The following is a 20,201-nucleotide window of genomic DNA, read 5'->3' as shown; positions in this document are numbered from 1 at the left end:
GGACTATGAAGATAGGTTTAGGTAGCGATCACGGTGGATACAATTTAAAAGAAGAAATAAAAAACACTTACAATCAAAAGGAATTGAATGTGTAGACTTTGGAACTGAAAATGGAATAGATTCAGTTGATTATCCTATATATGGAGAAAAGGTTGCCAAAGCGGTTGTTAGCAAGGACGTAGACTATGGGATATTATGTTGCGGGACAGGTATAGGAATCTCATTAGCAGCTAACAAAGTTAAAGGTATTAGATGTGCTGTTGTTTCAGATACATTTTCAGCTAAAATGTCAAAAGCACATAATAATGCAAACATGCTTTCTTTAGGTGAGAGAGTAATTGGAAAAGGGTTAGCTCTTGAGATAGTTGATGCGTGGATAAACACTGAATTTGAAGGTGAAAGACACTTAAGAAGAGTAAATATGTTAAATGACATAGAACAAAATAATTAGGAGGCTTACATAATGAAAAAAGTAGTAGTTGCAGATCATCCATTAATACAACACAAATTAACTTTAATGAGGGATAAAAATACAGGATCTAAAGATTTTAGAGAACTTCTAACAGAAATAACAATGCTTATGGGATATGAAATAACAAGAGAATTACCTTTAGAGGAAATAGAAATAGAAACTCCTGTTGTTAAAACTAAAGCAAAAGTTATAGCTGGAAAAAAATTAGGAATAGTTCCGATATTGAGAGCTGGATTAGGAATGGTAGATGGACTTGTAAACTTAGTTCCAGCAGCTAAAGTTGGACATGTTGGTTTATACAGAGACCCAGAAACTTTACAACCAGTTGAATACTATAGTAAATTCCCACAAGATATACAAGAAAGAGAAATGATAGTAGTAGATCCAATGTTAGCTACTGGTGGATCTGCTGTAGCAGCAATAGATGTATTAAAGAGAGATGGAGCTAAAACTATAAAATTAGTTAACTTAGTTGCTTCTCCAGAAGGTATAGAAGAAGTTCACAAATATCACCCAGATGTTGATATATACGTAGCTAATATCGATGAGAAATTAAATGATCATGGATATATAGTTCCAGGATTAGGAGACGCTGGAGATAGATTATTTGGAACTAAGTAATAAATTTAAACAAGGTATCTATAAAGTTTTATAGATGCCTTTTTCCGTTTAGTTATTAGCCTAAATATTAGGAAAACACTTATTAAAATAACCAATGAATACTATAAAAAATTAAATTTAAAAAATATTTTAAAATATTTTTTAAAATGTAATTATTTGTAGAAAATTTTCATAAAAGGTATAATATATATATATCTTTTATGGATTTATATCGAAAAATGAATTGAAAAGTTTAAATTTTTCAAATGTTTTAAAAAGTAAAAATGTGCATAAATACTAGCATAATGAAGATTATATAAGTATAAACTAAAAAATAAACGAATTATACAATAATTATTTCATAATATATACATTTGAATAATTAAAAAAAATTATTCAAAATTTATACAAAAATGAAAAAACTGAAATTTAAAAATCAATATTAGGTATTGATAAAAATATTTAAAAGAAATATAATAATGAAATATAATTTACAATTAAAATATTCAACGTTTCAAACAAACATCTTACATACGTACAATGAATTAACAGAATTAAAATATATTACGATACAAGAGGTATGATATTTATGGAAGATAAACATAGAAAATATGTACAGGCTCTTAGTATGCTTTCTTTAATAAGCCAAGTAGGATTAATGATTTTAATCCCTATTTTAGGATGTGCTTTTATAGGAAAGTACTTAGATGATAAATTTGGAACAAGTCCATTTTTATTATTGATTTTCCTTTTGTTAGGAATAGGCGGTGCATTTAGTGGTGTTTATAAAACCTTAATTGTATACGCAAAAAGGAAGTGATTAAATGGATAATGGTTTAGGAAAACAAATAAGAGACGTAAATAAAGGTATACTCATAATTGATTTAATCGCAGCTATCCTTATTGTTTTTTTATCAAACTCTCCAAAAGAAATGCTTACAGGTCTTTTGTTTGGGAGCATAATAGCTATGTTAAATTTTAGATTATTAGCTATCTCGTTACAAAAATCAGTAACGTATCCTCCTACTAAGGCTCAAATATATTCAACTAGTAGATACATAATAAGAATGACAATAGTAGGTGTGGTTTTATTTGTTTCAGCAAAATCTCCACATATAAGTGTTATTGGAACTACCATAGGCTTATTGAGCACTAAGTTTTCTATATTAGGAAAAAGAGTAGTAGTAGACAAACTTAAAAGAAAGGAGGCGTAACTGTGAAGCAAGCACAATATATACTATATTTTGGGAACTTCAAGTTAAGTGATACAGTTATAACAAGTTGGATAATATTAGCAGGTCTTGCTATAGCATCTTATTTTTTAACTAGAAACTTAAAGAAAGTTCCAACTAGTAAAGTACAAATATTTTTAGAGTTTGTTATAGGTGGATTTGATAAGTTTGTAAAAACAACTATGGGACCGACAGCTATAAAAGAATTACCTTTTATGGTTCCATATATAGGAAGTTTATTCTTATTCTTTGCAACATCAAACCTTATAGGATTATTAGGATTTAGATCACCTACAACAGATTTAGACACTACATTAGCATGGGCATTAATAACATTCTTTATGATTTACTATGCAGGTGTCAAGAAAAAAGGTATGGGAATGTTCAAGGAGTTACTTGAGCCAATACCATTCTTATTACCGCTTAATATAATAGGGGAATTAGCAAAACCTATATCATTAAGTTTCCGTCCATTTGGTAATATATTAGGAGGATCTGTTATCATGGCACTTTTATATCAATTCTTAGGATTCGTGTCAACAAGCTTAACAGGTATAAATATACCTTTTGGACAATTAATAATACCAGTACCATTACATTTATACTTTGATATATTTGCTGGTATATTACAAGCGTTCATATTCATAATGCTTACAATGGTATTTGTATCAAATGCTACAGAGTAATTGATATGTAAATAAACAAAAACAATAAAAAATTATTGAAATTTAAGGAGGAAACAATCATGGAAACAGCTATATTATTAGCAGGTTCAGCTATAGGAGCAGGTATTGCAGTTGCAACAGGTATAGGAGCAGGAATAGGACAAGGATTCGCAGCAGGTAAAGCTGCAGAGGCAGTTGGAAATCAACCAGAAGCTAAAGGTGATATAACTCAAACAATGTTACTTGGAGCTGCAGTTGCAGAGTCTTCAGCAATATATGGTTTAGTTGTAGCTATAATACTTCTATTCGCTAATCCATTCATAACAAAATTATAAGAATTAGAGTTTAAGGTATCATAAATAGGAGGTGGGTAACCATCTCCTAATTACGAATTGTGATTAGTAGAAAGGAGGAATAAGGATGGAATTAAAACCACTAATTGGGTTAACGTATGAATTACTATTCCAATTAATAAATACATTCTTAGTGTTTGTTATTTTAAAGAAACTTTTATTTAAACCTGTTTTAGGTATAATAGAAGCGAGAGAAAAAGATATTCAAACAAACTTAGCTCAAGGAGAGAAATCTAAATCTGAGGGTGAAAAGTTCAAAAAAGAATTTGAAGAAAAATTAAGTTCTGCTAAAGAGCAAGGGCAAGAAATAATAAAACAAGCAACTGTAAGAGCAGAACAAAAATCAGAGGAAATAATATCTACAGCTAAAAATGAAGCTACAAGCATAAAAGAAAAAGCTAGCAAAGATATAGTACAAGAAAGACAAAAAGTTATGAATGAAGTTAAGGATGATATATCTTCAATAGCTTTACTTGCAGCATCTAAGGTTATAGAAAGTGACCTAGATAAGTCTAAGCATGAAAAGCTAATAAATGACTTTATAAAAGAGGTAGGCGAAGCTCAATGATAAATATAGTTGCAAGCAGATACGCTGAAGCCTTATTCCAAGTTGGAGAAGACTCTAAGTCGACTGAAAAACTATATAATGAGCTAAAGGCTGTAGTAGATATAATAAATGAAAATAAAGAGTTTGCAAATATACTAAAATCTCCAATAGTTTCAAAGGATGATAAAAAGGATTTAATATCTAATGTATTTGGATCTCAATTAAATAAAGAAATGTTAAATTTCATGAAAATATTAGCTGATAAAGATAGATTATCTTTAATAACTGGTATAGCAGAAGCTTTTAAAGCTTTATTAATGATAAAAACAATATATTAGAAGGAATGGCTGTAACAGCAGTTCCTATGGAAGGAAAAGAGCTTGAAGATCTTCAAGCTAAACTTTCAACTAAATATAACAAAACAGTTATTTTAAAAAATGAAGTAGATGAGTCTGTATTAGGTGGAGTCCTAGTTAGACTTGGAAACGAAGAGATAGATGGAACGGTTAAAAATCGTTTAGATAAAATGAAGGAACAACTATCTCAAGTAATATCTTAGGAGGGCGGTGAACCCATGAATTTAAAACCAGAAGAAATAAGTGCTATAATAAAAGAGCAAATAAAGAATTACGAAAATAAAGTAGAGTTAACAGATACAGGAAGTGTTTTAAAAGTTGGGGACGGTATAGCTAGTGTTTACGGATTAGAAAAAGCTATGGCTGGTGAGTTATTAGAGTTCCCAGGTAAAGTATACGGAATGGCTCTTAATCTTGAAGAAGAAATGGTTGGAGCGGTTATGTTAGGAGATGACTCTGGAATAAAAGAAGGAGACATCGTAAAAAGAACTGGTAATATCGTTCAAGTTCCAGTTGGAGATGAAATGATAGGTAGAGTTGTAAACTCATTAGGTCAACCAGTTGATGGAAAAGGACCTATAAATGCAACTAAGTTCAGACCAGTTGAATCTGAAGCTACAGGAATAATGGCTAGAAAATCTGTTCATGAGCCATTACAAACAGGTATAAAAGCTATAGATGCCATGATACCAATAGGTAAAGGGCAAAGAGAGCTTGTTATCGGAGATAGACAAACAGGTAAAACATCTATATGTGTAGATACAATACTTAACCAAAAAGGTAAAGATGTTATATGTATATATGTTGCAATAGGACAAAAAACGTTCTACTGTTTCTCAAGTTGTTAGTACATTAGAAAAAGGTGGAGCAATGGATTATACAATAGTAGTTTCTGCTACTGCATCTGAATCTGCACCACTTCAATTCTTAGCTCCATATGCAGGTGTTGCTATGGGTGAAGAATTCATGTTCAATGGAAAACATGTATTAATAGTATATGATGACTTAACTAAGCATGCTGTTGCATACAGAGAAATGTCATTATTACTTAAGAGACCACCAGGACGTGAAGCGTACCCAGGAGACGTATTCTACCTACATTCAAGATTACTTGAAAGAGCAGCTAAGTTATCTGATGAATTAGGAGCAGGATCAATAACTGCATTACCTATAATAGAAACTCAAGGTGGAGACGTTTCTGCTTATATACCAACTAACGTTATATCTATAACAGACGGACAAATATACCTTGTACCAGAATTATTCTACGCAGGAATAAGACCTGCAGTTGACCCTGGTATATCAGTTTCAAGGGTTGGAGGATCTGCACAAATAAAATCAATGAAAAAAGTTGCAGGACCATTAAAACTTCTTTACTCACAATATAAAGAACTTGCTGCATTCTCTCAATTTGGATCTGACTTAGATGAAGATACTAAGAAGAGACTTGCTCAAGGGGAAAGAATAGTTGAGGTTCTTAAACAAGGAGAACATCAACCAATGGAAGTTTCAAATCAAGTTGTAATGGTATTTGCAGTTACAAATAACTTATTAGCAGATATACCTGTAAATAACATAAAGAGATTTGAAGCAGAATTATTAGAATTTATAGATGCTAATTATCCACAAATAGGAGAAAAAATTCTTGCAAATGAAGACTTTGCTCAAGAATTAACGAACGCTATAAACGATTTCAAAAAGAAATTTGTTATAGAAGCGTAATCCTTTTTAAAAAAAGGAGGTAACTCAATTGGCAGGAGCTGGAATGAAGGAAATCAAAACTCGTATTGCCAGTGTTGAAAATACGAAACAAATAACTAAAGCAATGGAATTAGTTTCTTCTTCTAAATTTAGAAGAGCTAAGGAAAAAGCTGAAAGTTCTAAAGCGTATTTTAACACTTTAAAAGAAGCTGTAGAGAATATAGCTAAAAGTACGAGTGGAGTTAAAAGTGAATTTCTTAAACAAAGAGAAGTTAAAAATAGATGTTATGTAGTAATAGCAGGAGACAGAGGACTTGCAGGTGGATACAACGCAAATGTATTTAAAGCGTTAGCTGCTGAAACTCAAGGCTCTAAAAATGTTAAAGTTGTTACTATAGGAAAAAAGCAAAAGAATTTGTTAGCAAAAGAGACTTTGAAGTAATAGGATCAATACCTTCTGTTGAAAATGCTAACTATGAAGATATAATGAATATATCAAAAACTGTAATGGATTCGTATCAAAACGGAGACATAGACGAAGTTAAATTAATATATACAGAGTTCGTTTCTGCATTAAGTCAAGAGCCAAGATTAGTTAAGCTTTTACCAATAAGTATAGAAGCTAATAAAGGTGAAGAGAAGAAGCAAAGTGGAGCGGCAGTTCAATACTTACCTTCTGCAGACGCTGTGCTTGGATTTATAGTTCCTAAGTATGTATCAGGAATGATATACGGAGGATTAGCTGAGTCTTACGCTTCAGAGCAAGCTGCAAGAAGAACAGCTATGGAATCAGCAACAGACAATGCAAATGAAATGATATCTAATTTAGAATTACAATACAATAGAGCAAGACAAGCTGCAGTTACTCAAGAAATATCTGAGATAGTTGCAGGAGCTTCTTCAGCTCAATAAATAAGGAGGTTAGGACATGGCAAACATAGGTAAAATAGTTCAGGTTATCGGGCCAGTTGTTGACGTAAAGTTCAATGATGAAAAAAGCTTACCTAATCTATTAAATGCATTAGAGATAAAGCACGGAGATAAGAAAATAGTTGTAGAGGTTGCACAACACGTTGGTGATGATACTGTAAGATGTATATCAATGAGTTCAACTGATGGACTAGTAAGAGGTATGGAAGTTGTTGATACAGGAGCTGCTATAAGTGTTCCTGTAGGAGAAGAAACTTTAGGAAGAATATTCAATGTATTAGGTGAGCCAGTTGATGGTAAAGAAGCTCCAAAAGATGCTCCTAAAAACCCTATACATAGAGAAGCACCAGCATTCGATGAATTAAACCCAGGAGCTGAGATACTAGAGACTGGTATAAAAGTTGTTGACTTACTAGCACCATATTTAAAAGGTGGTAAGATAGGTCTATTCGGAGGAGCTGGAGTTGGTAAAACAGTTCTTATACAAGAGCTTATCAACAATATAGCTACTCAACACGGTGGTATATCAGTATTCGCAGGTGTTGGAGAGAGAACAAGAGAAGGTAACGACTTATTCCATGAGATGAGCGATACAGGAGTTATAAACAAAACAGCTCTAGTATTCGGACAAATGAATGAGCCGCCTGGAGCAAGAATGAGGGTTGCTTTAACTGGTCTTACAATGGCTGAGTACTTCAGAGATCAACAAGGACAAGACGTTTTATTATTCGTAGATAATATATTCCGTTTCACTCAAGCAGGATCTGAGGTTTCTGCACTTCTTGGACGTACTCCATCAGCAGTTGGATACCAACCAACATTAGCAACAGAGATGGGTAGATTACAAGAGAGAATAACATCTACAAATAAAGGGTCTATAACATCAGTTCAGGCTGTATATGTACCTGCCGATGACTTAACTGACCCAGCACCAGCTACAACATTCACTCACTTAGATGCTAAAACAGTTTTATCTAGACAAAAAGCTTCTCTAGGTATATTCCCAGCTGTTGACCCATTAGAGTCTACATCTAGAGTACTTGACCCTGCTATAGTTGGTAAAGAACATTACGAGATAGCAGTATCAGTTCAATCTATACTTCAAAAGTATAAAGAACTTCAAGATATAATAGCTATACTTGGTATGGATGAATTATCTGATGAAGATAAGATAACTGTTAACAGAGCTAGAAAAATAGAGAGATTCTTATCTCAACCATTCTTCGTTGGTGAGCAGTTCACAGGAATACCAGGTAAATATGTACCTGTTAAAGAAACTGTAAGAAGTTTCAAAGAAATATTAGAAGGTAAGCATGATAACTTACCAGAATCAGCTTTCTTATTCGTAGGAAGTATAGAAGAGGCAGTTGAAAAAGCGAAGGAGAGTAGATAATAATGGCAAGCGAATTTGCGGTTAAGATTGTTACTCCTGAAAAAGTCTTCTATGAAGGTCAAACAGAGATGATAATAGTGAGAACTACTGAAGGAGATAGAGGTATATTAAAAAACCATAGACCTTTAGTTGCAGGATTATCAGATGGAACTCTACGTATAAAAAAAGAAGGTAAGTTTAAAGAAGCAAAAATATCTGGAGGATTCGTTCAAGTTGAAAAAGAGCAAGCTGTTATTTTAACTGAATCTGCAGAATGGTTATAGAAAAAAGGCTAGAGTTTAACTCTAGCCTTTTTATTTTTTTTAGATTAAGATAATTTATAACCACTATTAAGTTAAATTTAAATGCTTGTGGAACTGTTAAAATAAATTTCTATATAGTAATATAAAAATAGATTTGAAAATAAAATTTAGTATAAACAATTGAATAGATTTGAATTTAAGTCACAAAATAGTAATATATACATAAATTTGGAGGTATCCATGAATATATTGGGTATAGGTATAGATATAGTAGAAATAGAAAGAATAGAAAACATACTAAAAATAAAAAAGATTTTTAAATAAAATATTTACTGAGGAAGAGATAAAGTATTTTGAATCAAAAAATTTAGATCTGAAACTATAGCTGGAAATTTTTCTGCAAAAGAAGCCATAAGCAAAGCTTTTGGAACAGGAATTAAAAATTTTAATTTTGATGACATAGAGGTTTTAAGAGATAAAAATGGAAAGCCTATAGTTAAAACTTATAATAATTTAAGACAAATGTGCATAGATTATAATGTTTTAGAAATACAAGTATCTATATCTCATAGTGAAAATTATGCTGTAGCTAATGCTATGGTAATAGTTAAGGAGTGATAAGATGAAAACTAAAAAAGCGAAAGATATAATGACTACTAATGTAAAGGTAGCAAGAGAAACTGATAATATACAGGATATAGCTAACATTCTTATAACTGAGAAAATAGGTGGAGTACCTGTAGTGGATAAAGATAATAAAGTTGTAGGTATTATCTCAGAAACAGATATAATGAAAAAAGAAAAATACGTAGATCCTCCAGAGTACATAACATTTTTACAAGGACTAATATGTATTAATGATTTTAAAAAGATAGAACATGATATAAAAGATATAGCAGCTACTAAAGTCAAAGACTTAATGTCTGAAGATGTAATAAAAGTTTATGAGAATGATACATTTGATGATATTGCAAACATAATGATAAAAAGATCAGTAAACAGAGTTCCTGTAGTTGATGAAAATGACAAAATAAAAGGAATAATTTGTAGATACGATATAATAAAATCTATGTATGAAGGATAGGTTTTAAACTAGGAGGTATTGTGTGAAACGCAAGTGGACGTTATTTTTGATTTTGGTTATAAGTTTTACGACTATATTTATAGGTTGTGAAAAAAGCAAGTCCACAAAAGAAGAGGTATACAAAAACTTTCAAAATGACATATCGAAGATGAAGTACTATAAGTGTAAAGCAGATATAGAAGTTATAGGCAATAAAAGATCTCATAAGTACTCTTTTTTACATGAATACAATGGTTCAGGAAACTTTAAATTAGTTGCTTTGCAGCCTGAGCATCTTAAGGGAAAAACTATAGAATATAAGCAAGATAAGATAATTGTAACTAACCCAGAAGTAGAAGATAAATTAATTTTACCTAATGTAGGAAAAGATAGTCAGCATTTATTTGTTGGAGATTTTGTAGAGAATTATCTACAAGGGGAAGATGTAGAGATTGGAATGAAGAATGGACATTTAATGCTTACGGTTTCAATACCTGGAAACACTAAATATTTCAACAAGCAGATACTTTATATAGACTCAAAAGATAATTATCCTGCTAAATTAGAAATATTAGATCAGGAGGGAAACACCAGATTTATAGTCAATTATTCTGATTTTAAGTACAAGAAATAGCAAGGAGATAGACAATGAAGATAAATATAACAGCTCCTACATGGGCGGAGATAAATCTAGATAATATAAGCAATAATTTAAAAAATATAAAAAAAATATTAAAAGAAGATACTAAAATTTGTGGAGTGGTTAAGGCTAATGCATATAGTCATGGGGCAGTGCAGATATCAAAGTTTTTAGAAAGAGAAAATGTAGATTATTTAGCAGTATCTAGACTAGAAGAAGGTCTAGAACTTAGACAAAATGATATAGTATTACCTATATTATGTTTAGGATATATACCAAATCAATCTTTAGAAGAAGCTATAATTAATGACATCAGCTTAACTATATTTTCATATGAAACTGCATTTTTAGCAAATAAAATCGCGAAAAAACATAACAAAAAAGCTAAAATTCATATAAAAATAGATACAGGAATGAGTAGAATAGGATTTCAAGTAAATGATGAATCTATAACTGAAATAATTAGAATTAATCAACTTGAAAATATTTTTATAGAGGGCATATACACACATTTTGCTACGGCTGATGAAAGAAATAAAGAATACACTTATGGTCAAGTTTATAAATTTAACTTAGTAATTGAAAAATTACAATCTGCAGACATTGATATTCCTATAAAACATGTTTCTAATAGTGCAGCAACTATGGAATGTAAAGATTTGAATTTTAATATGGTTAGATGTGGAATTATACTTTATGGACATTATCCTTCTGACGAGGTGAATAAAGATATAATTGATTTAAAACCTGCTATGACATTGAAAACTAGAGTTTCTCATATAAAGGAAGTGGATGAGAATATAGGTATAAGTTATGGTCTTAAATATGTAACTAAATCTAAAGAAAGAATAGTTACGGTACCTATTGGATATGCTGATGGATTTACAAGAATGCAAAAAAATCCAAAGGCTTATATACAAGGATTAGAGTTTGATGTTGTAGGAACTATATGTATGGATCAATGTATGATAAAAATAGATAAAGATATAGACATAAAAATTGACGATGAGGTTATAATATTTTCTGAGAGCGAAAATCAGAGTGTAGAAAAAATAGCTAAAGACTTAGGAACTATAAATTATGAAGTCTTATGCATGATTTCTAGACGAGTTGAGCGTGTTTATATGGAAAGAAATGCAATTGTACAAAAAGATAATTATTTGGTAAAATAAAGATGATAGTATTACCCCCTAGGAGGCGATTTTGTGCACAATATGAGCAAAGAGAAAATTGTGTTTACTCTACCTGACTCTTTGATTTCTGAAGTTGATCATATAGTACAGATAGAGAACTCTAACAGAGAAGATTTTGCAAAAGCTGCTTTTCAATTCTACATTACACAAAAGAAAAAGTTTGACTTGAAAGAATCGATGATAAAGGGTTATAAAGAAATGGGTCAAATTAATTTAACTTTAGCCGAGCTAGGAATGACAAATGAGGTATCTTCTGATGATAACCTTGAAGGGACTATAGCTCAAGGTGAGTTCTAACAATTTAGATATAAAACGCGGACATTTATTTTATGCCGATTTAAGCCCTGTAGTTGGATCTGAACAAGGTGGAATAAGACCAGTTTTAATCATTCAAAATGATATAGGAAATAAGTACAGTCCAACTGTTATTGTTGCGGCTATAACTTCGCAAATTAACAAGGCTAAATTACCAACTCATATTGAAATTAGTTCTAATGAGTATGGGCTTAATAAAGATTCCGTTATTCTCTTAGAGCAAATAAGAACTATAGATAAAAAGCGATTAAGAGAAAAAATAGGTTATCTAGATGAATGTATGATGGAAAAAGTGAATAATAGTCTACTTATAAGTTTGGGATTATTTCAAATTTAATTTAAATTATTGGTGTATTGAAATAGTATATCAATAATTTTTGGATTTTTAAGCAAAAAAAAGGCAAAAAGTGATATAATAATATGGAATTAGTATGGTACAATTGCAAAGTACATAATATAGAGTCAGTAGTTTTACTCATAAAACAAGGAGGTAATTACATGAGAGACCATAAAGTATTAAATGGAATTGCACGTAATATAAGAAGAGATATAGTTACCATGATACATAGTTCTAAATCTGGACATCCAGGAGGATCATTATCTGCAGTTGAAATATTAACATCACTTTATTTTGATGAAATGAATGTAGATAATAGAAGCCCAAAGATGGAAGATAGAGATAGATTTGTACTATCAAAAGGACACGCAGCTCCAGTTTTATATTCTACATTAGCTGAAAAGGGTTATTTTGATAAATCAGAATTAAACTCATTAAGAAAAATAGGAGCAATGCTACAAGGTCACCCAGATATGAAGGGAATACCAGGGGTTGAGATGTCAACAGGTTCTTTAGGACAAGGTTTTTCAGTAGCATGTGGTATGGCAATGGCGTCTAAATTAGATAATGCGCCATGGAGAGTATACACATTACTTGGGGATGGAGAAATACAAGAAGGTATAGTTTGGGAAGCAGCAATGAGTGCGGCTCACTATAAATTAGATAATTTAGTAGCATTTTTAGACTTTAATGGATTACAAATTGACGGAGAAGTTGAAAAAGTTATGAACGTAGGGCCTGTAATGGACAAATTCAAAAGCTTTGGATGGAACGTTATTGAAATAGATGGACATGATTTTGATCAAATATTCGCAGCTCTTGATATGGCTAAAGAAACAGTAGGAAAACCTACAATGATAATAGCGAAAACTGTTAAGGGTAAAGGTGTTTCTTTTATGGAAAATAATGCTGGATGGCATGGAACAGCACCTAGTGACAGTGATCTAGAAAAAGCATTACAAGAATTAGGAGGTTCGGATAATGAGTAGTATAGCAACTAGAGAAGCATATGGAAAAGCCTTAGTTAAATTAGGTCAAGTAAATGATAATGTGGTTGTTTTAGATGCAGATTTATCTAAATCTACAAAAACAAATGACTTTTCAAAAGCATTTCCTGATAGATTTTTCAATATGGGGATAGCAGAACAAAACTTAATAGGTGCAGCTTGTGGACTAGCAGCAGCAGGTAAAATACCTTTTGCAAGTAGTTTTGCTATGTTTGCAACAGGAAGAGGATTTGAAATAATAAGAAACTCTGCATGTTATCCTAAGTTAAATGTAAAAGTATGTGCTACACATGCAGGTATAACTGTAGGAGAAGATGGAGCATCTCACCAAAGTGTAGAAGATATAGCTATAATGAGATCAATACCTAATATGACTGTTATCGTTCCAGCTGATGGAGTTGAAACAGAACAAGTTATATTTGAAATTGCTAAATACAATGGACCAGTATATGTTAGACTTGGTAGATCTGCAGTTCCAACTTTATTTGATGAGAACTACAAGTTTGAAATTGGTAAAGGTGTAGTAGTAAGAGAAGGTAATGACGCTACTATAATAGCTTGCGGAATAATGGTTAATGAAGCCGTAATTGCACATGAGCAATTAAAAGAAGAAGGTATAAATGTTAGAGTTATAAATATGCCTACTATAAAGCCTATAGATAAAGAAATAATACTAAATGCAGCTAAAGAAACTAAAGTAATAGTTACAGCTGAGGAACATAATGTAATTGGAGGATTAGGATCTGCAGTTAGTGAAGTTGTTAGTGAAGAATGCCCAGTTATAGTTAAAAAAGTTGGTGTTAAGGATGTCTTTGGACAATCAGGAACACCAAAAGAACTATTACAAGCTTATGGATTAACTTCTAAAGAAATAGTTAATAGTGTAAGAGAAGCTATAGCTAAGAAATAAATTTATGATTATTAAGCCGTAAACGTTAGATATAATATCTAATATTTACGGCTTTTTATTTTTTTAAAAATCTTCTATTATTAAAAACAAGCTCATATATTTATATGGGGGTGATTAATTGAAAGTTAAATTTAATATTAGGGGAGTAATCTATGGAATAATAGTTTTAATTCTATTATTAGGAGGTTTTGTATTTGTACCAAAAATGTTTATGGATGATTCAAAACCTGTAGATTATATAATGCTTCAAAAAAATGAAATTCCAGAAAAAATTCTTGATATGATGGGTAAATACACAGATGAAGAAAGAGCTCTAGCTGTTAAACTAGATGGCAAAATATATGTAGTTGTGACTAGAGGTAAAGATACAAATAAAGGGATAGAGATGAATTCTATAAAAATGTTTAAAGAAGAAGATAAAAATGTAATGAAAGTTGAAGTTGTACATAAAAATAAAGAGGAATCACATCCTTACATAGTAGTAGAAACTAACTTAAAAGAACTACCAGATAGAATTGAGCTGAATTCAAAAGTAGAAAAATAACAAAAAGTTATAAATAATTAGGCTAAACTAATTATTTATAACTTTTTTATATAAAAAAGTTTTATATGCAAAGCGAATTTTATATTTTATAGAAGCGGATTAAAAATATTAGTTTGAAGAACATTGTTTATAAGTAAAGTACATTATTTATGTTATATAGGTAAAACTAAATGTAAAAATAAATGCTATGAGGTGAATGAATGTTTAATTCGGATAAGTTTAAATTAGATATTGAAAAATTGAAATGTACTTGTGACTTAGATAATATAGAATTCAAATCTACAGAAGATATAGAACCAGTTAGGGATATAATTGGCCAAGACAGAGCTGTTAAAGCTATAGAATTTGGGCTTAATATGAAACAGAAAGGTTATAACATTTATGTTGCAGGGAGTAGTGGTACAGGAAGAAATAGTTATACGAATATGCTTATAAGTAAAGTGAAGAAAAATAATAAAAATATAAAAGATTGGGCATATGTTTATAATTTTAAGAACAATAACGAACCAATAGCTTTATCCTTTGAATGTGGACAAGGTAAGTTATTTAAAAAAGATATGGAAGATATTATTGAAAAGTTAAAATTAGAGATACCTAAGATTTTTAGCACTAAGGAATATGAATATCATAATAGACTATTGATGACGGAACTTGAAAGCAATATTCAATATATAATAGATAAGCTAAATGGAATTGCAAAACCTAGAGGATTTAAATTTGAAGTAACAGAAAGAGGGCTGATAAGTGTTCCCATAAACTCAGATGGTGATATGCTGGGAGAAGCAGAAATTGGCAACTTAACACCTCAACAGATAAAAGATTTAAGAGAAGAGGGTTTAAAGTTAAATCAAGATAGCAAAGAATATATTAATGAAATAAAGCTATGTGAAGATCAATATAAAGAAAAACTGGATGAATTAGATAAAAATGTAGGTAAAAGCTTGGTTGGATTCTATGAGAGATATTTACTAGAAAGATATGGAGAATGTAAAAAAGTTAAAGAGTATATAAATGATTTATGCGATGATATTGTGCAAAATATAAGTAAATTTAAGACTTCAGGAGAAGAAAACAATCAAAATCCAATGGCATTACTAGGTTTGATGGGGCCTAAGAGCGATGCTAAGTTTTTTGTTAGATATGGAGTTAATTTACTAATTGATAATAGCGAGTGTACGGAAGGCAAGGTTATAAATGAAAATAATCCTACATATTACAATTTGGCGGGATCGATAGATTATAAAAATGAGATAGGATCATTAACTACTAGTTTTATGGAGATTAAACCAGGGTCATTACACAAGGCTAATGGAGGATTTATAATAATAAATGCTAAGGATTTATTATCAAGTCCTTTTTCATGGGAATGCCTAAAAAGATCACTTAAGACAGGAAAAATATCAATAGAGTCTTTAAATAAGCAGTATGGTTATTTAGTTACCTCTAATTTAAAGCCAGAACCTATTGACTTAGATATAAAGGTGATTTTAATAGGTGACAATTATATTTATAACATATTGTATTCTTATGAAGAAGATTTTAGGAATTTATTTAAAATAATGGCTGACTTTGATGTTGAAATTAATAAAAATAATCAAAATATATATAAAATTATTAAACTTATATCAAATCAATGTAAAGAATATAACTTAAAACACTTTGATAAAGGAGCTGTAGAAAGAGTTTTACAATATAGTGTAAGAATTAGTGATGACAAAGAAAAATTAACAGCCAAATTTAATAAAATTGTAGATTTGATTTTTGAATCGGAGGCTCTTAGTAAAATAGATTCAAAATATGTAACTAAATCAGATGTAGAAAAGGCAATTAATCAAAAAAGATATAGAAATAATAAATATGAAGAGAAGTTAAATGAGATGTTCCAGGATGGAACCTTATTAATAGATATAGATGGAGAGAAAGTTGGTCAAATAAATGGACTAGCTGTGATGGGAACAGGTGAATATAGTTTTGGAAAGCCTTCTAAAATAACTGCATCAACATATAAAGGGAGAAGTGGGATTATAAATATAGAAAGAGAAATAAAGCAAAGTGGAAGTATACATGACAAAGGTGTTTTAATATTAACTGGATACTTGGGAGAAAGATATGGCAAGGAGAAACCTTTATCTATATCGACATCTATAACTTTTGAACAAAATTATTGTGGTGTAGATGGAGATAGTGCATCTAGTACTGAATTATATGCGGTAATATCTAGTATATCTAAAATACCAATTAAACAGAATATAGCAGTAACTGGATCTGTAAGTCAAAAAGGTGAAATTCAGCCTATAGGAGGAATAAATGAAAAAATAGAAGGGTTTTTGACGTTTGTAAGATAAAAGGATTAAATGGAAAACAAGGTGTAATGATGCCTATACAAAATATTAAAAACTTAATTTTAAAGGATGAAGTTGTAGAAGCTGTAAAAAATGGGCAATTTAGTATATATGCGATATCTAATATAGAAGAAGGATTAGGAATACTTACAGGACTTACTATAGAAGAAATAGATAAAAAAGTTATAGAACAATTAAACATATATAGAAAAAGCGATGATGATAAAAAAGATAAATAGCTATTAAATAGAGTAAAGATAGTACTTTACTCTATTTAATATTTTTATTTTAAAATTCTTTCTTCTGTTACAATGTAATTTAGTTGGGCATCATGACTTTCTTTTGGAATAGAATCAAAAACTTGAAATTCAAAAGCTATGCCTACGGTTATACTATCAGGTCTTAGTTTTTCTATAAACCTATCATAGAAACCACCTCCATAGCCCAATCGGAATTTGTTTATATCAAAAGCAACTGCAGGTACTATTAGGATATCTATTGATTCGATATCTGTTTTTCTTATAAATTCCTTTTTAGGTTCTCTTATACCAAAAGTTCCCAATTCAACTTCTGTATCTATGTTTTTGATTTGAGAGGGAATCAAGGTTTTGTTTTCTTTTACGGTAATAGGCACTAATACTTTTTTACCTAAAGAAATTAATGAGTTTACTAGAATATCAGTTTTTACTTCGTTATTAAAGTCTAAATAAAGCATTATAGTAGAGGCTTTTTTTATATCCTCTAATGATAAAATTATATCGGAAATTTTTTAGATTTATAAATTATAGATTGAGTAGATTGTTTTTTCTGAGTTCTATAACTTTTTTTCTAAAATCTTTTTCAATTTTAATCACCTTTCTTTAATGTGGTATAATATGGTATAAAAACTTCCTAATAAGAAGTTTAGTATTATAATTTGATAACATCAACTGAAAGACATGCAGTAATAAAAATAATATGAAAGCATATAATAATATAGTATATTATGTAAAAGGAGATGCATAAAATGATATCAAAAAAAAGGGCTATAATATACTCTATTATAATTGTAATTGCTACAGCATTGATAACATCTCAAGTAGTAGGTTACAAGTATAAGGGGTATGATAAAGTTGCTGGTTTAAAAAGAACTATAGATAAAGACTTTTACAAAGATCACGATAATGAAAAGTTGATAACAGGGTCTATAAAAGGGATGTTTGAAAGTTTAGATGATCCATACTCACAATACTATACAAAAGAAGAGTTTGAAAAACTACAAGAACAAACATCAGGTAGTTATGTAGGAATAGGGGTAGTTATAGGTCCAACATCCGATGATGAATTAATAACTGTTGTATCTCCTATAGAAGGATCTCCTGCTGAAAAAAGTGGAATAAAATCAGGAGATAAAATAATTAAAGTTAATGGAAAAGAAGTTACTTCTAAAGATATGGATAAGGCAATGAGTCTTATAAAAGGAAAAGCAGGAACAGATGTTAAGTTAACTATAAAAAGAGGTAGTGAAGTATTAGATATAAATGTTAAAAGAGAAGAAATAGTAATGAAAACTATAGATTCTAAAGTTTTAGAAAATAATATTGGATACATAAAAATTTCGTCATTTGATGAACATACTTATGATGATTTTAAAAAGGCTCTAGATAATTTAAATAAAAAAGGTATAAAAGGTTTAATACTAGATTTAAGAGATAATCCAGGAGGGTTATTAAATATATGTGATGACATAGCAGATGAAATATTACCAGAGGGAGACACTATAGTGTCTGTTAAAGATAATAGTGGTAAAGCTAAGTATTTAAAATCTGATAATGATAGAGAATTAGATTTACCGATAGCTCTACTTATAAACGGAGGTAGTGCATCTGCATCTGAAATACTTACAGGAGCTATAGTTGATAACAATAGAGGAATAGCTATAGGAACAACTACATTTGGGAAAGGATTAGTTCAAACTGTAAGAGGTTTAAATGATGGAACGGGGTATAAACTTACTACAGCTCAGTATTATACTCCAAGTGGAGACTATATAAATAAAAAGGGTATAAAGCCTAAAATAGAAGAAAAAGATGAAAATAAGCAACTTCAAGTGGCTATAGATTGGATGGATAGTCAAATAAATAAATAAAATTAAAAGGACTGATGTAAATTAATTCACTTTAGGTGAAATTAGTTTGCCTCAGTCCTTTCTTATTACAAATTATTAATTTATAGTTATTGAATAAGAAGCTTCAAAAGTTTTATTTGGAGATAGTTGATTTACTCCTAATTTGTTTTTGAAAATTTTGTTAGAATCTAAACAGTCTGCTATTCCAAACCAAGGCTCTATACATACAAAAGGTGCTATTGTATTATCTTCTTTGTTATAGGGAGACCAAATGCCAACAAATGGGAAATTATCAAACTTTACATCTATAGATGTAGAACTGTTTGTAGATGATATACTAATTTCATCTACATTATCATATATTAGAGCGTCGTTTTTAAAAATTTCTGGATGCAATTTAATTGATTTTAAACTATCAGCTTTTAAATTTTTACAAACAAAAGGCCCTTGTAATAAATACCTAGATACTTCATCTCTAGTTTTAAAATTTAAGTAGTAATTGTCAATAGTAGTATCCTTATCAAATGGAACATTAAAAGCTGGATGAGCGCCTATTGAAAAAAATATATCATTACAATCTGTATTTACAACTTTCCAGCAAACTTTAATTTCAGTTTCGTTGATTATATATTTAATGAATAATTCAAATTTATAAGGATAGTACTTTTTAGTTTCATTATTAGAAGCTAATTTATATGTTAAAGAGTTTTGATCCTTTTCTATTAAACTAAAATCGAAATCTCGAGCAAATCCATGTTGATTCATACTGTATGTTTTTTCATCTATAATAGTTTCATTATCTTTTAGTCTTCCTACAATAGGAAATAGAATAGGAGAATGTCTTCCCCAAAACTTTTTGTTTCCATCCCATAAAAACTCTTTATTAAGTGTTTTAGAGTATATTCGGCTTAGTTCAGCGCCTGTATTTTTAACTTCAATAATTAAATCTTTATTTTCAAGTTTATTCATTTTAAAACTCCTTTATTTGATATACTTTTGTTCACGTTTTCATTATATAATAAAAATAATTAAATAAAAAATAAAATAAATAAAAAAAGTGTTGACGAAAGACAAAAGAGGTGGTAAAGTATAACTTGTAGAAAAAAATGTAAGAACTTTGAAAATTAAACAGTAGGTTAATTATATAAATTCTTTTTTAAAGAATTAAACACAAACAACCAAGCCAGATATTCAGATAATGATTAGCTGAGCGATGGACAACTTTTTAAATTATATTTGAGAGTTTGATCCT

General features: G+C 30.0%; 22 protein-coding genes and 4 pseudogenes. 24 read left to right on the top strand and 2 right to left on the bottom strand.

The window, feature by feature from the left end; all coding sequences use genetic code 11:
* Positions 1–5: 5 nt before the first annotated feature.
* The 23 genes and pseudogenes from rpiB to LEQ07_RS08495 all read left to right on the top strand — a co-directional run bounded on the left by rpiB (position 6) and on the right by LEQ07_RS08495 (position 17,081).
* Positions 6–451, top strand: a pseudogene (gene rpiB, locus LEQ07_RS08610) (ribose 5-phosphate isomerase B).
* Positions 452–463: 12 nt separating this feature from the next.
* On the top strand, positions 464–1,093 hold the full coding sequence (gene upp / locus LEQ07_RS08605) for a uracil phosphoribosyltransferase (protein ID WP_021430412.1): 630 nt from the start codon (positions 464–466) through the stop codon (positions 1,091–1,093).
* Between the two features lie 568 nt (positions 1,094–1,661).
* A complete protein-coding gene (locus LEQ07_RS08600; protein WP_046822496.1) occupies positions 1,662–1,892 on the top strand; it encodes an AtpZ/AtpI family protein in 231 nt (76 codons plus the stop codon).
* A 4-nt stretch (positions 1,893–1,896) separates the two neighbouring features.
* On the top strand, positions 1,897–2,286 hold the full coding sequence (locus LEQ07_RS08595; RefSeq protein WP_263330261.1) for an ATP synthase subunit I: 390 nt from the start codon (positions 1,897–1,899) through the stop codon (positions 2,284–2,286).
* 2 nt (positions 2,287–2,288) lie between these two features.
* Positions 2,289–2,990, top strand: a complete 702-nt coding sequence (atpB, locus tag LEQ07_RS08590; RefSeq protein ID WP_046822498.1) for a F0F1 ATP synthase subunit A — start codon at positions 2,289–2,291, stop codon at positions 2,988–2,990.
* A 59-nt stretch (positions 2,991–3,049) separates the two neighbouring features.
* The gene (atpE, locus tag LEQ07_RS08585) at positions 3,050–3,304 is read left to right on the top strand and encodes an ATP synthase F0 subunit C (protein ID WP_021430381.1); all 255 of its coding nucleotides are present in this window, start codon (positions 3,050–3,052) and stop codon (positions 3,302–3,304) included.
* A gap of 85 nt (positions 3,305–3,389) precedes the next feature.
* Positions 3,390–3,890, top strand: a complete 501-nt coding sequence (gene atpF / locus LEQ07_RS08580) for a F0F1 ATP synthase subunit B (RefSeq protein ID WP_035118335.1) — start codon at positions 3,390–3,392, stop codon at positions 3,888–3,890.
* A pseudogene (locus LEQ07_RS22970) lies at positions 3,887–4,428 on the top strand (F0F1 ATP synthase subunit delta). Before atpF ends, LEQ07_RS22970 begins: the two are co-directional and overlap by 4 nt.
* Before the next feature lie 15 nt (positions 4,429–4,443).
* Positions 4,444–5,947 (top strand): annotated as a pseudogene (gene atpA / locus LEQ07_RS22475) (F0F1 ATP synthase subunit alpha).
* 43 nt (positions 5,948–5,990) lie between these two features.
* Positions 5,991–6,838, top strand: a pseudogene (gene atpG, locus LEQ07_RS22470) (ATP synthase F1 subunit gamma).
* A gap of 16 nt (positions 6,839–6,854) precedes the next feature.
* Positions 6,855–8,249, top strand: coding sequence for a F0F1 ATP synthase subunit beta (gene atpD / locus LEQ07_RS08555; RefSeq protein WP_021430421.1), 1,395 nt, complete (start codon positions 6,855–6,857; stop codon positions 8,247–8,249).
* 2 nt (positions 8,250–8,251) lie between these two features.
* Complete coding sequence (gene atpC, locus LEQ07_RS08550) at positions 8,252–8,512, top strand: ATP synthase F1 subunit epsilon (protein ID WP_263330256.1); 261 nt, start codon at positions 8,252–8,254, stop codon at positions 8,510–8,512.
* Positions 8,513–8,848: 336 nt separating this feature from the next.
* Entirely contained in the window at positions 8,849–9,109 is a 261-nt protein-coding gene (gene acpS / locus LEQ07_RS08545; protein ID WP_317852050.1) for a holo-ACP synthase, read from the top strand.
* 4 nt (positions 9,110–9,113) lie between these two features.
* A complete protein-coding gene (locus LEQ07_RS08540; protein ID WP_046822503.1) occupies positions 9,114–9,575 on the top strand; it encodes a CBS domain-containing protein in 462 nt (153 codons plus the stop codon).
* A 22-nt stretch (positions 9,576–9,597) separates the two neighbouring features.
* A complete protein-coding gene (gerS, locus tag LEQ07_RS08535; RefSeq protein WP_263330255.1) occupies positions 9,598–10,188 on the top strand; it encodes a germination lipoprotein GerS in 591 nt (196 codons plus the stop codon).
* A 14-nt stretch (positions 10,189–10,202) separates the two neighbouring features.
* Positions 10,203–11,366 (top strand): alanine racemase, encoded by a 1,164-nt coding sequence (gene alr, locus LEQ07_RS08530; protein WP_046822505.1) that lies wholly within the window; start codon positions 10,203–10,205, stop codon positions 11,364–11,366.
* Positions 11,367–11,408: 42 nt separating this feature from the next.
* Positions 11,409–11,684, top strand: coding sequence for a hypothetical protein (locus LEQ07_RS08525; protein ID WP_035118413.1), 276 nt, complete (start codon positions 11,409–11,411; stop codon positions 11,682–11,684).
* A complete protein-coding gene (locus tag LEQ07_RS08520; RefSeq protein ID WP_021430410.1) occupies positions 11,674–12,039 on the top strand; it encodes a type II toxin-antitoxin system PemK/MazF family toxin in 366 nt (121 codons plus the stop codon). The genes LEQ07_RS08525 and LEQ07_RS08520 overlap by 11 nt, the downstream gene beginning before the upstream one ends.
* 161 nt (positions 12,040–12,200) lie before the next feature.
* A complete protein-coding gene (locus tag LEQ07_RS08515) occupies positions 12,201–13,028 on the top strand; it encodes a transketolase (protein ID WP_046822506.1) in 828 nt (275 codons plus the stop codon).
* Positions 13,021–13,956 carry a transketolase family protein gene (locus LEQ07_RS08510; RefSeq protein ID WP_046822507.1) on the top strand — a complete coding sequence of 312 codons (936 nt, stop codon included), beginning with the start codon at positions 13,021–13,023 and terminating at the stop codon, positions 13,954–13,956. The genes LEQ07_RS08515 and LEQ07_RS08510 overlap by 8 nt, the downstream gene beginning before the upstream one ends.
* A gap of 118 nt (positions 13,957–14,074) precedes the next feature.
* Positions 14,075–14,500: a hypothetical protein gene (locus tag LEQ07_RS08505; RefSeq protein ID WP_046822508.1), complete on the top strand. Its 426-nt coding sequence runs from the start codon at positions 14,075–14,077 to the stop codon at positions 14,498–14,500.
* A 200-nt stretch (positions 14,501–14,700) separates the two neighbouring features.
* Positions 14,701–16,845: a Lon protease family protein gene (locus tag LEQ07_RS08500; RefSeq protein WP_263330251.1), complete on the top strand. Its 2,145-nt coding sequence runs from the start codon at positions 14,701–14,703 to the stop codon at positions 16,843–16,845.
* A gap of 26 nt (positions 16,846–16,871) precedes the next feature.
* A complete protein-coding gene (locus tag LEQ07_RS08495) occupies positions 16,872–17,081 on the top strand; it encodes a hypothetical protein (RefSeq protein ID WP_263330250.1) in 210 nt (69 codons plus the stop codon).
* A 44-nt stretch (positions 17,082–17,125) separates the two neighbouring features.
* Here LEQ07_RS08495 and LEQ07_RS08490 read toward each other — a convergent pair whose 3' ends face one another.
* Positions 17,126–17,557 carry a 5-formyltetrahydrofolate cyclo-ligase gene (locus tag LEQ07_RS08490; RefSeq protein WP_263330249.1) on the bottom strand — a complete coding sequence of 144 codons (432 nt, stop codon included), beginning with the start codon at positions 17,555–17,557 and terminating at the stop codon, positions 17,126–17,128.
* Positions 17,558–17,848: 291 nt separating this feature from the next.
* Between LEQ07_RS08490 and LEQ07_RS08485 the strand changes: the two genes are divergently transcribed.
* Positions 17,849–18,970, top strand: coding sequence for a S41 family peptidase (locus tag LEQ07_RS08485; protein WP_263330248.1), 1,122 nt, complete (start codon positions 17,849–17,851; stop codon positions 18,968–18,970).
* Between the two features lie 75 nt (positions 18,971–19,045).
* Here the strand turns inward: LEQ07_RS08485 and LEQ07_RS08480 are convergent, their stop codons facing one another.
* Positions 19,046–19,918 (bottom strand): aldose 1-epimerase family protein, encoded by an 873-nt coding sequence (locus tag LEQ07_RS08480; protein WP_263330247.1) that lies wholly within the window; start codon positions 19,916–19,918, stop codon positions 19,046–19,048.
* Between the last annotated feature and the right edge of the window lie 283 nt (positions 19,919–20,201).

Origin of the sequence: Paraclostridium sp. AKS73, from assembly GCF_025671395.1 — a bacterium.
In the GTDB taxonomy this organism is placed as follows: Bacteria; Bacillota; Clostridia; order Peptostreptococcales; family Peptostreptococcaceae; genus Paraclostridium; species Paraclostridium benzoelyticum.
The sequence above is the reverse complement of the archived record's forward strand: the minus strand, read 5'-3'. Positions and strand labels throughout refer to the sequence as shown.

Excerpts from the sequence above, each read along its gene's own strand:
- upp (WP_021430412.1), top strand. The coding sequence starts at position 464 with ATGAAAAAAGTAGTAGTTGCAGATCATCCATTAATACAACACAAATTA.
- LEQ07_RS08600 (WP_046822496.1), top strand. The coding sequence starts at position 1,662 with ATGGAAGATAAACATAGAAAATATGTACAGGCTCTTAGTATGCTTTCT.
- LEQ07_RS08595 (WP_263330261.1), top strand. The coding sequence starts at position 1,897 with ATGGATAATGGTTTAGGAAAACAAATAAGAGACGTAAATAAAGGTATA.
- atpE (WP_021430381.1), top strand. The coding sequence starts at position 3,050 with ATGGAAACAGCTATATTATTAGCAGGTTCAGCTATAGGAGCAGGTATT.
- atpF (WP_035118335.1), top strand. The coding sequence starts at position 3,390 with ATGGAATTAAAACCACTAATTGGGTTAACGTATGAATTACTATTCCAA.
- atpD (WP_021430421.1), top strand. The coding sequence starts at position 6,855 with ATGGCAAACATAGGTAAAATAGTTCAGGTTATCGGGCCAGTTGTTGAC.
- atpC (WP_263330256.1), top strand. The coding sequence starts at position 8,252 with ATGGCAAGCGAATTTGCGGTTAAGATTGTTACTCCTGAAAAAGTCTTC.
- LEQ07_RS08540 (WP_046822503.1), top strand. The coding sequence starts at position 9,114 with ATGAAAACTAAAAAAGCGAAAGATATAATGACTACTAATGTAAAGGTA.
- alr (WP_046822505.1), top strand. The coding sequence starts at position 10,203 with ATGAAGATAAATATAACAGCTCCTACATGGGCGGAGATAAATCTAGAT.
- LEQ07_RS08525 (WP_035118413.1), top strand. The coding sequence starts at position 11,409 with ATGAGCAAAGAGAAAATTGTGTTTACTCTACCTGACTCTTTGATTTCT.
- LEQ07_RS08515 (WP_046822506.1), top strand. The coding sequence starts at position 12,201 with ATGAGAGACCATAAAGTATTAAATGGAATTGCACGTAATATAAGAAGA.
- LEQ07_RS08510 (WP_046822507.1), top strand. The coding sequence starts at position 13,021 with ATGAGTAGTATAGCAACTAGAGAAGCATATGGAAAAGCCTTAGTTAAA.
- LEQ07_RS08500 (WP_263330251.1), top strand. The coding sequence starts at position 14,701 with ATGTTTAATTCGGATAAGTTTAAATTAGATATTGAAAAATTGAAATGT.
- LEQ07_RS08495 (WP_263330250.1), top strand. The coding sequence starts at position 16,872 with ATGATGCCTATACAAAATATTAAAAACTTAATTTTAAAGGATGAAGTT.
- LEQ07_RS08490 (WP_263330249.1), bottom strand. The coding sequence starts at position 17,557 with ATGCTTTATTTAGACTTTAATAACGAAGTAAAAACTGATATTCTAGTA.
- LEQ07_RS08485 (WP_263330248.1), top strand. The coding sequence starts at position 17,849 with ATGATATCAAAAAAAAGGGCTATAATATACTCTATTATAATTGTAATT.
- LEQ07_RS08480 (WP_263330247.1), bottom strand. The coding sequence starts at position 19,918 with ATGAATAAACTTGAAAATAAAGATTTAATTATTGAAGTTAAAAATACA.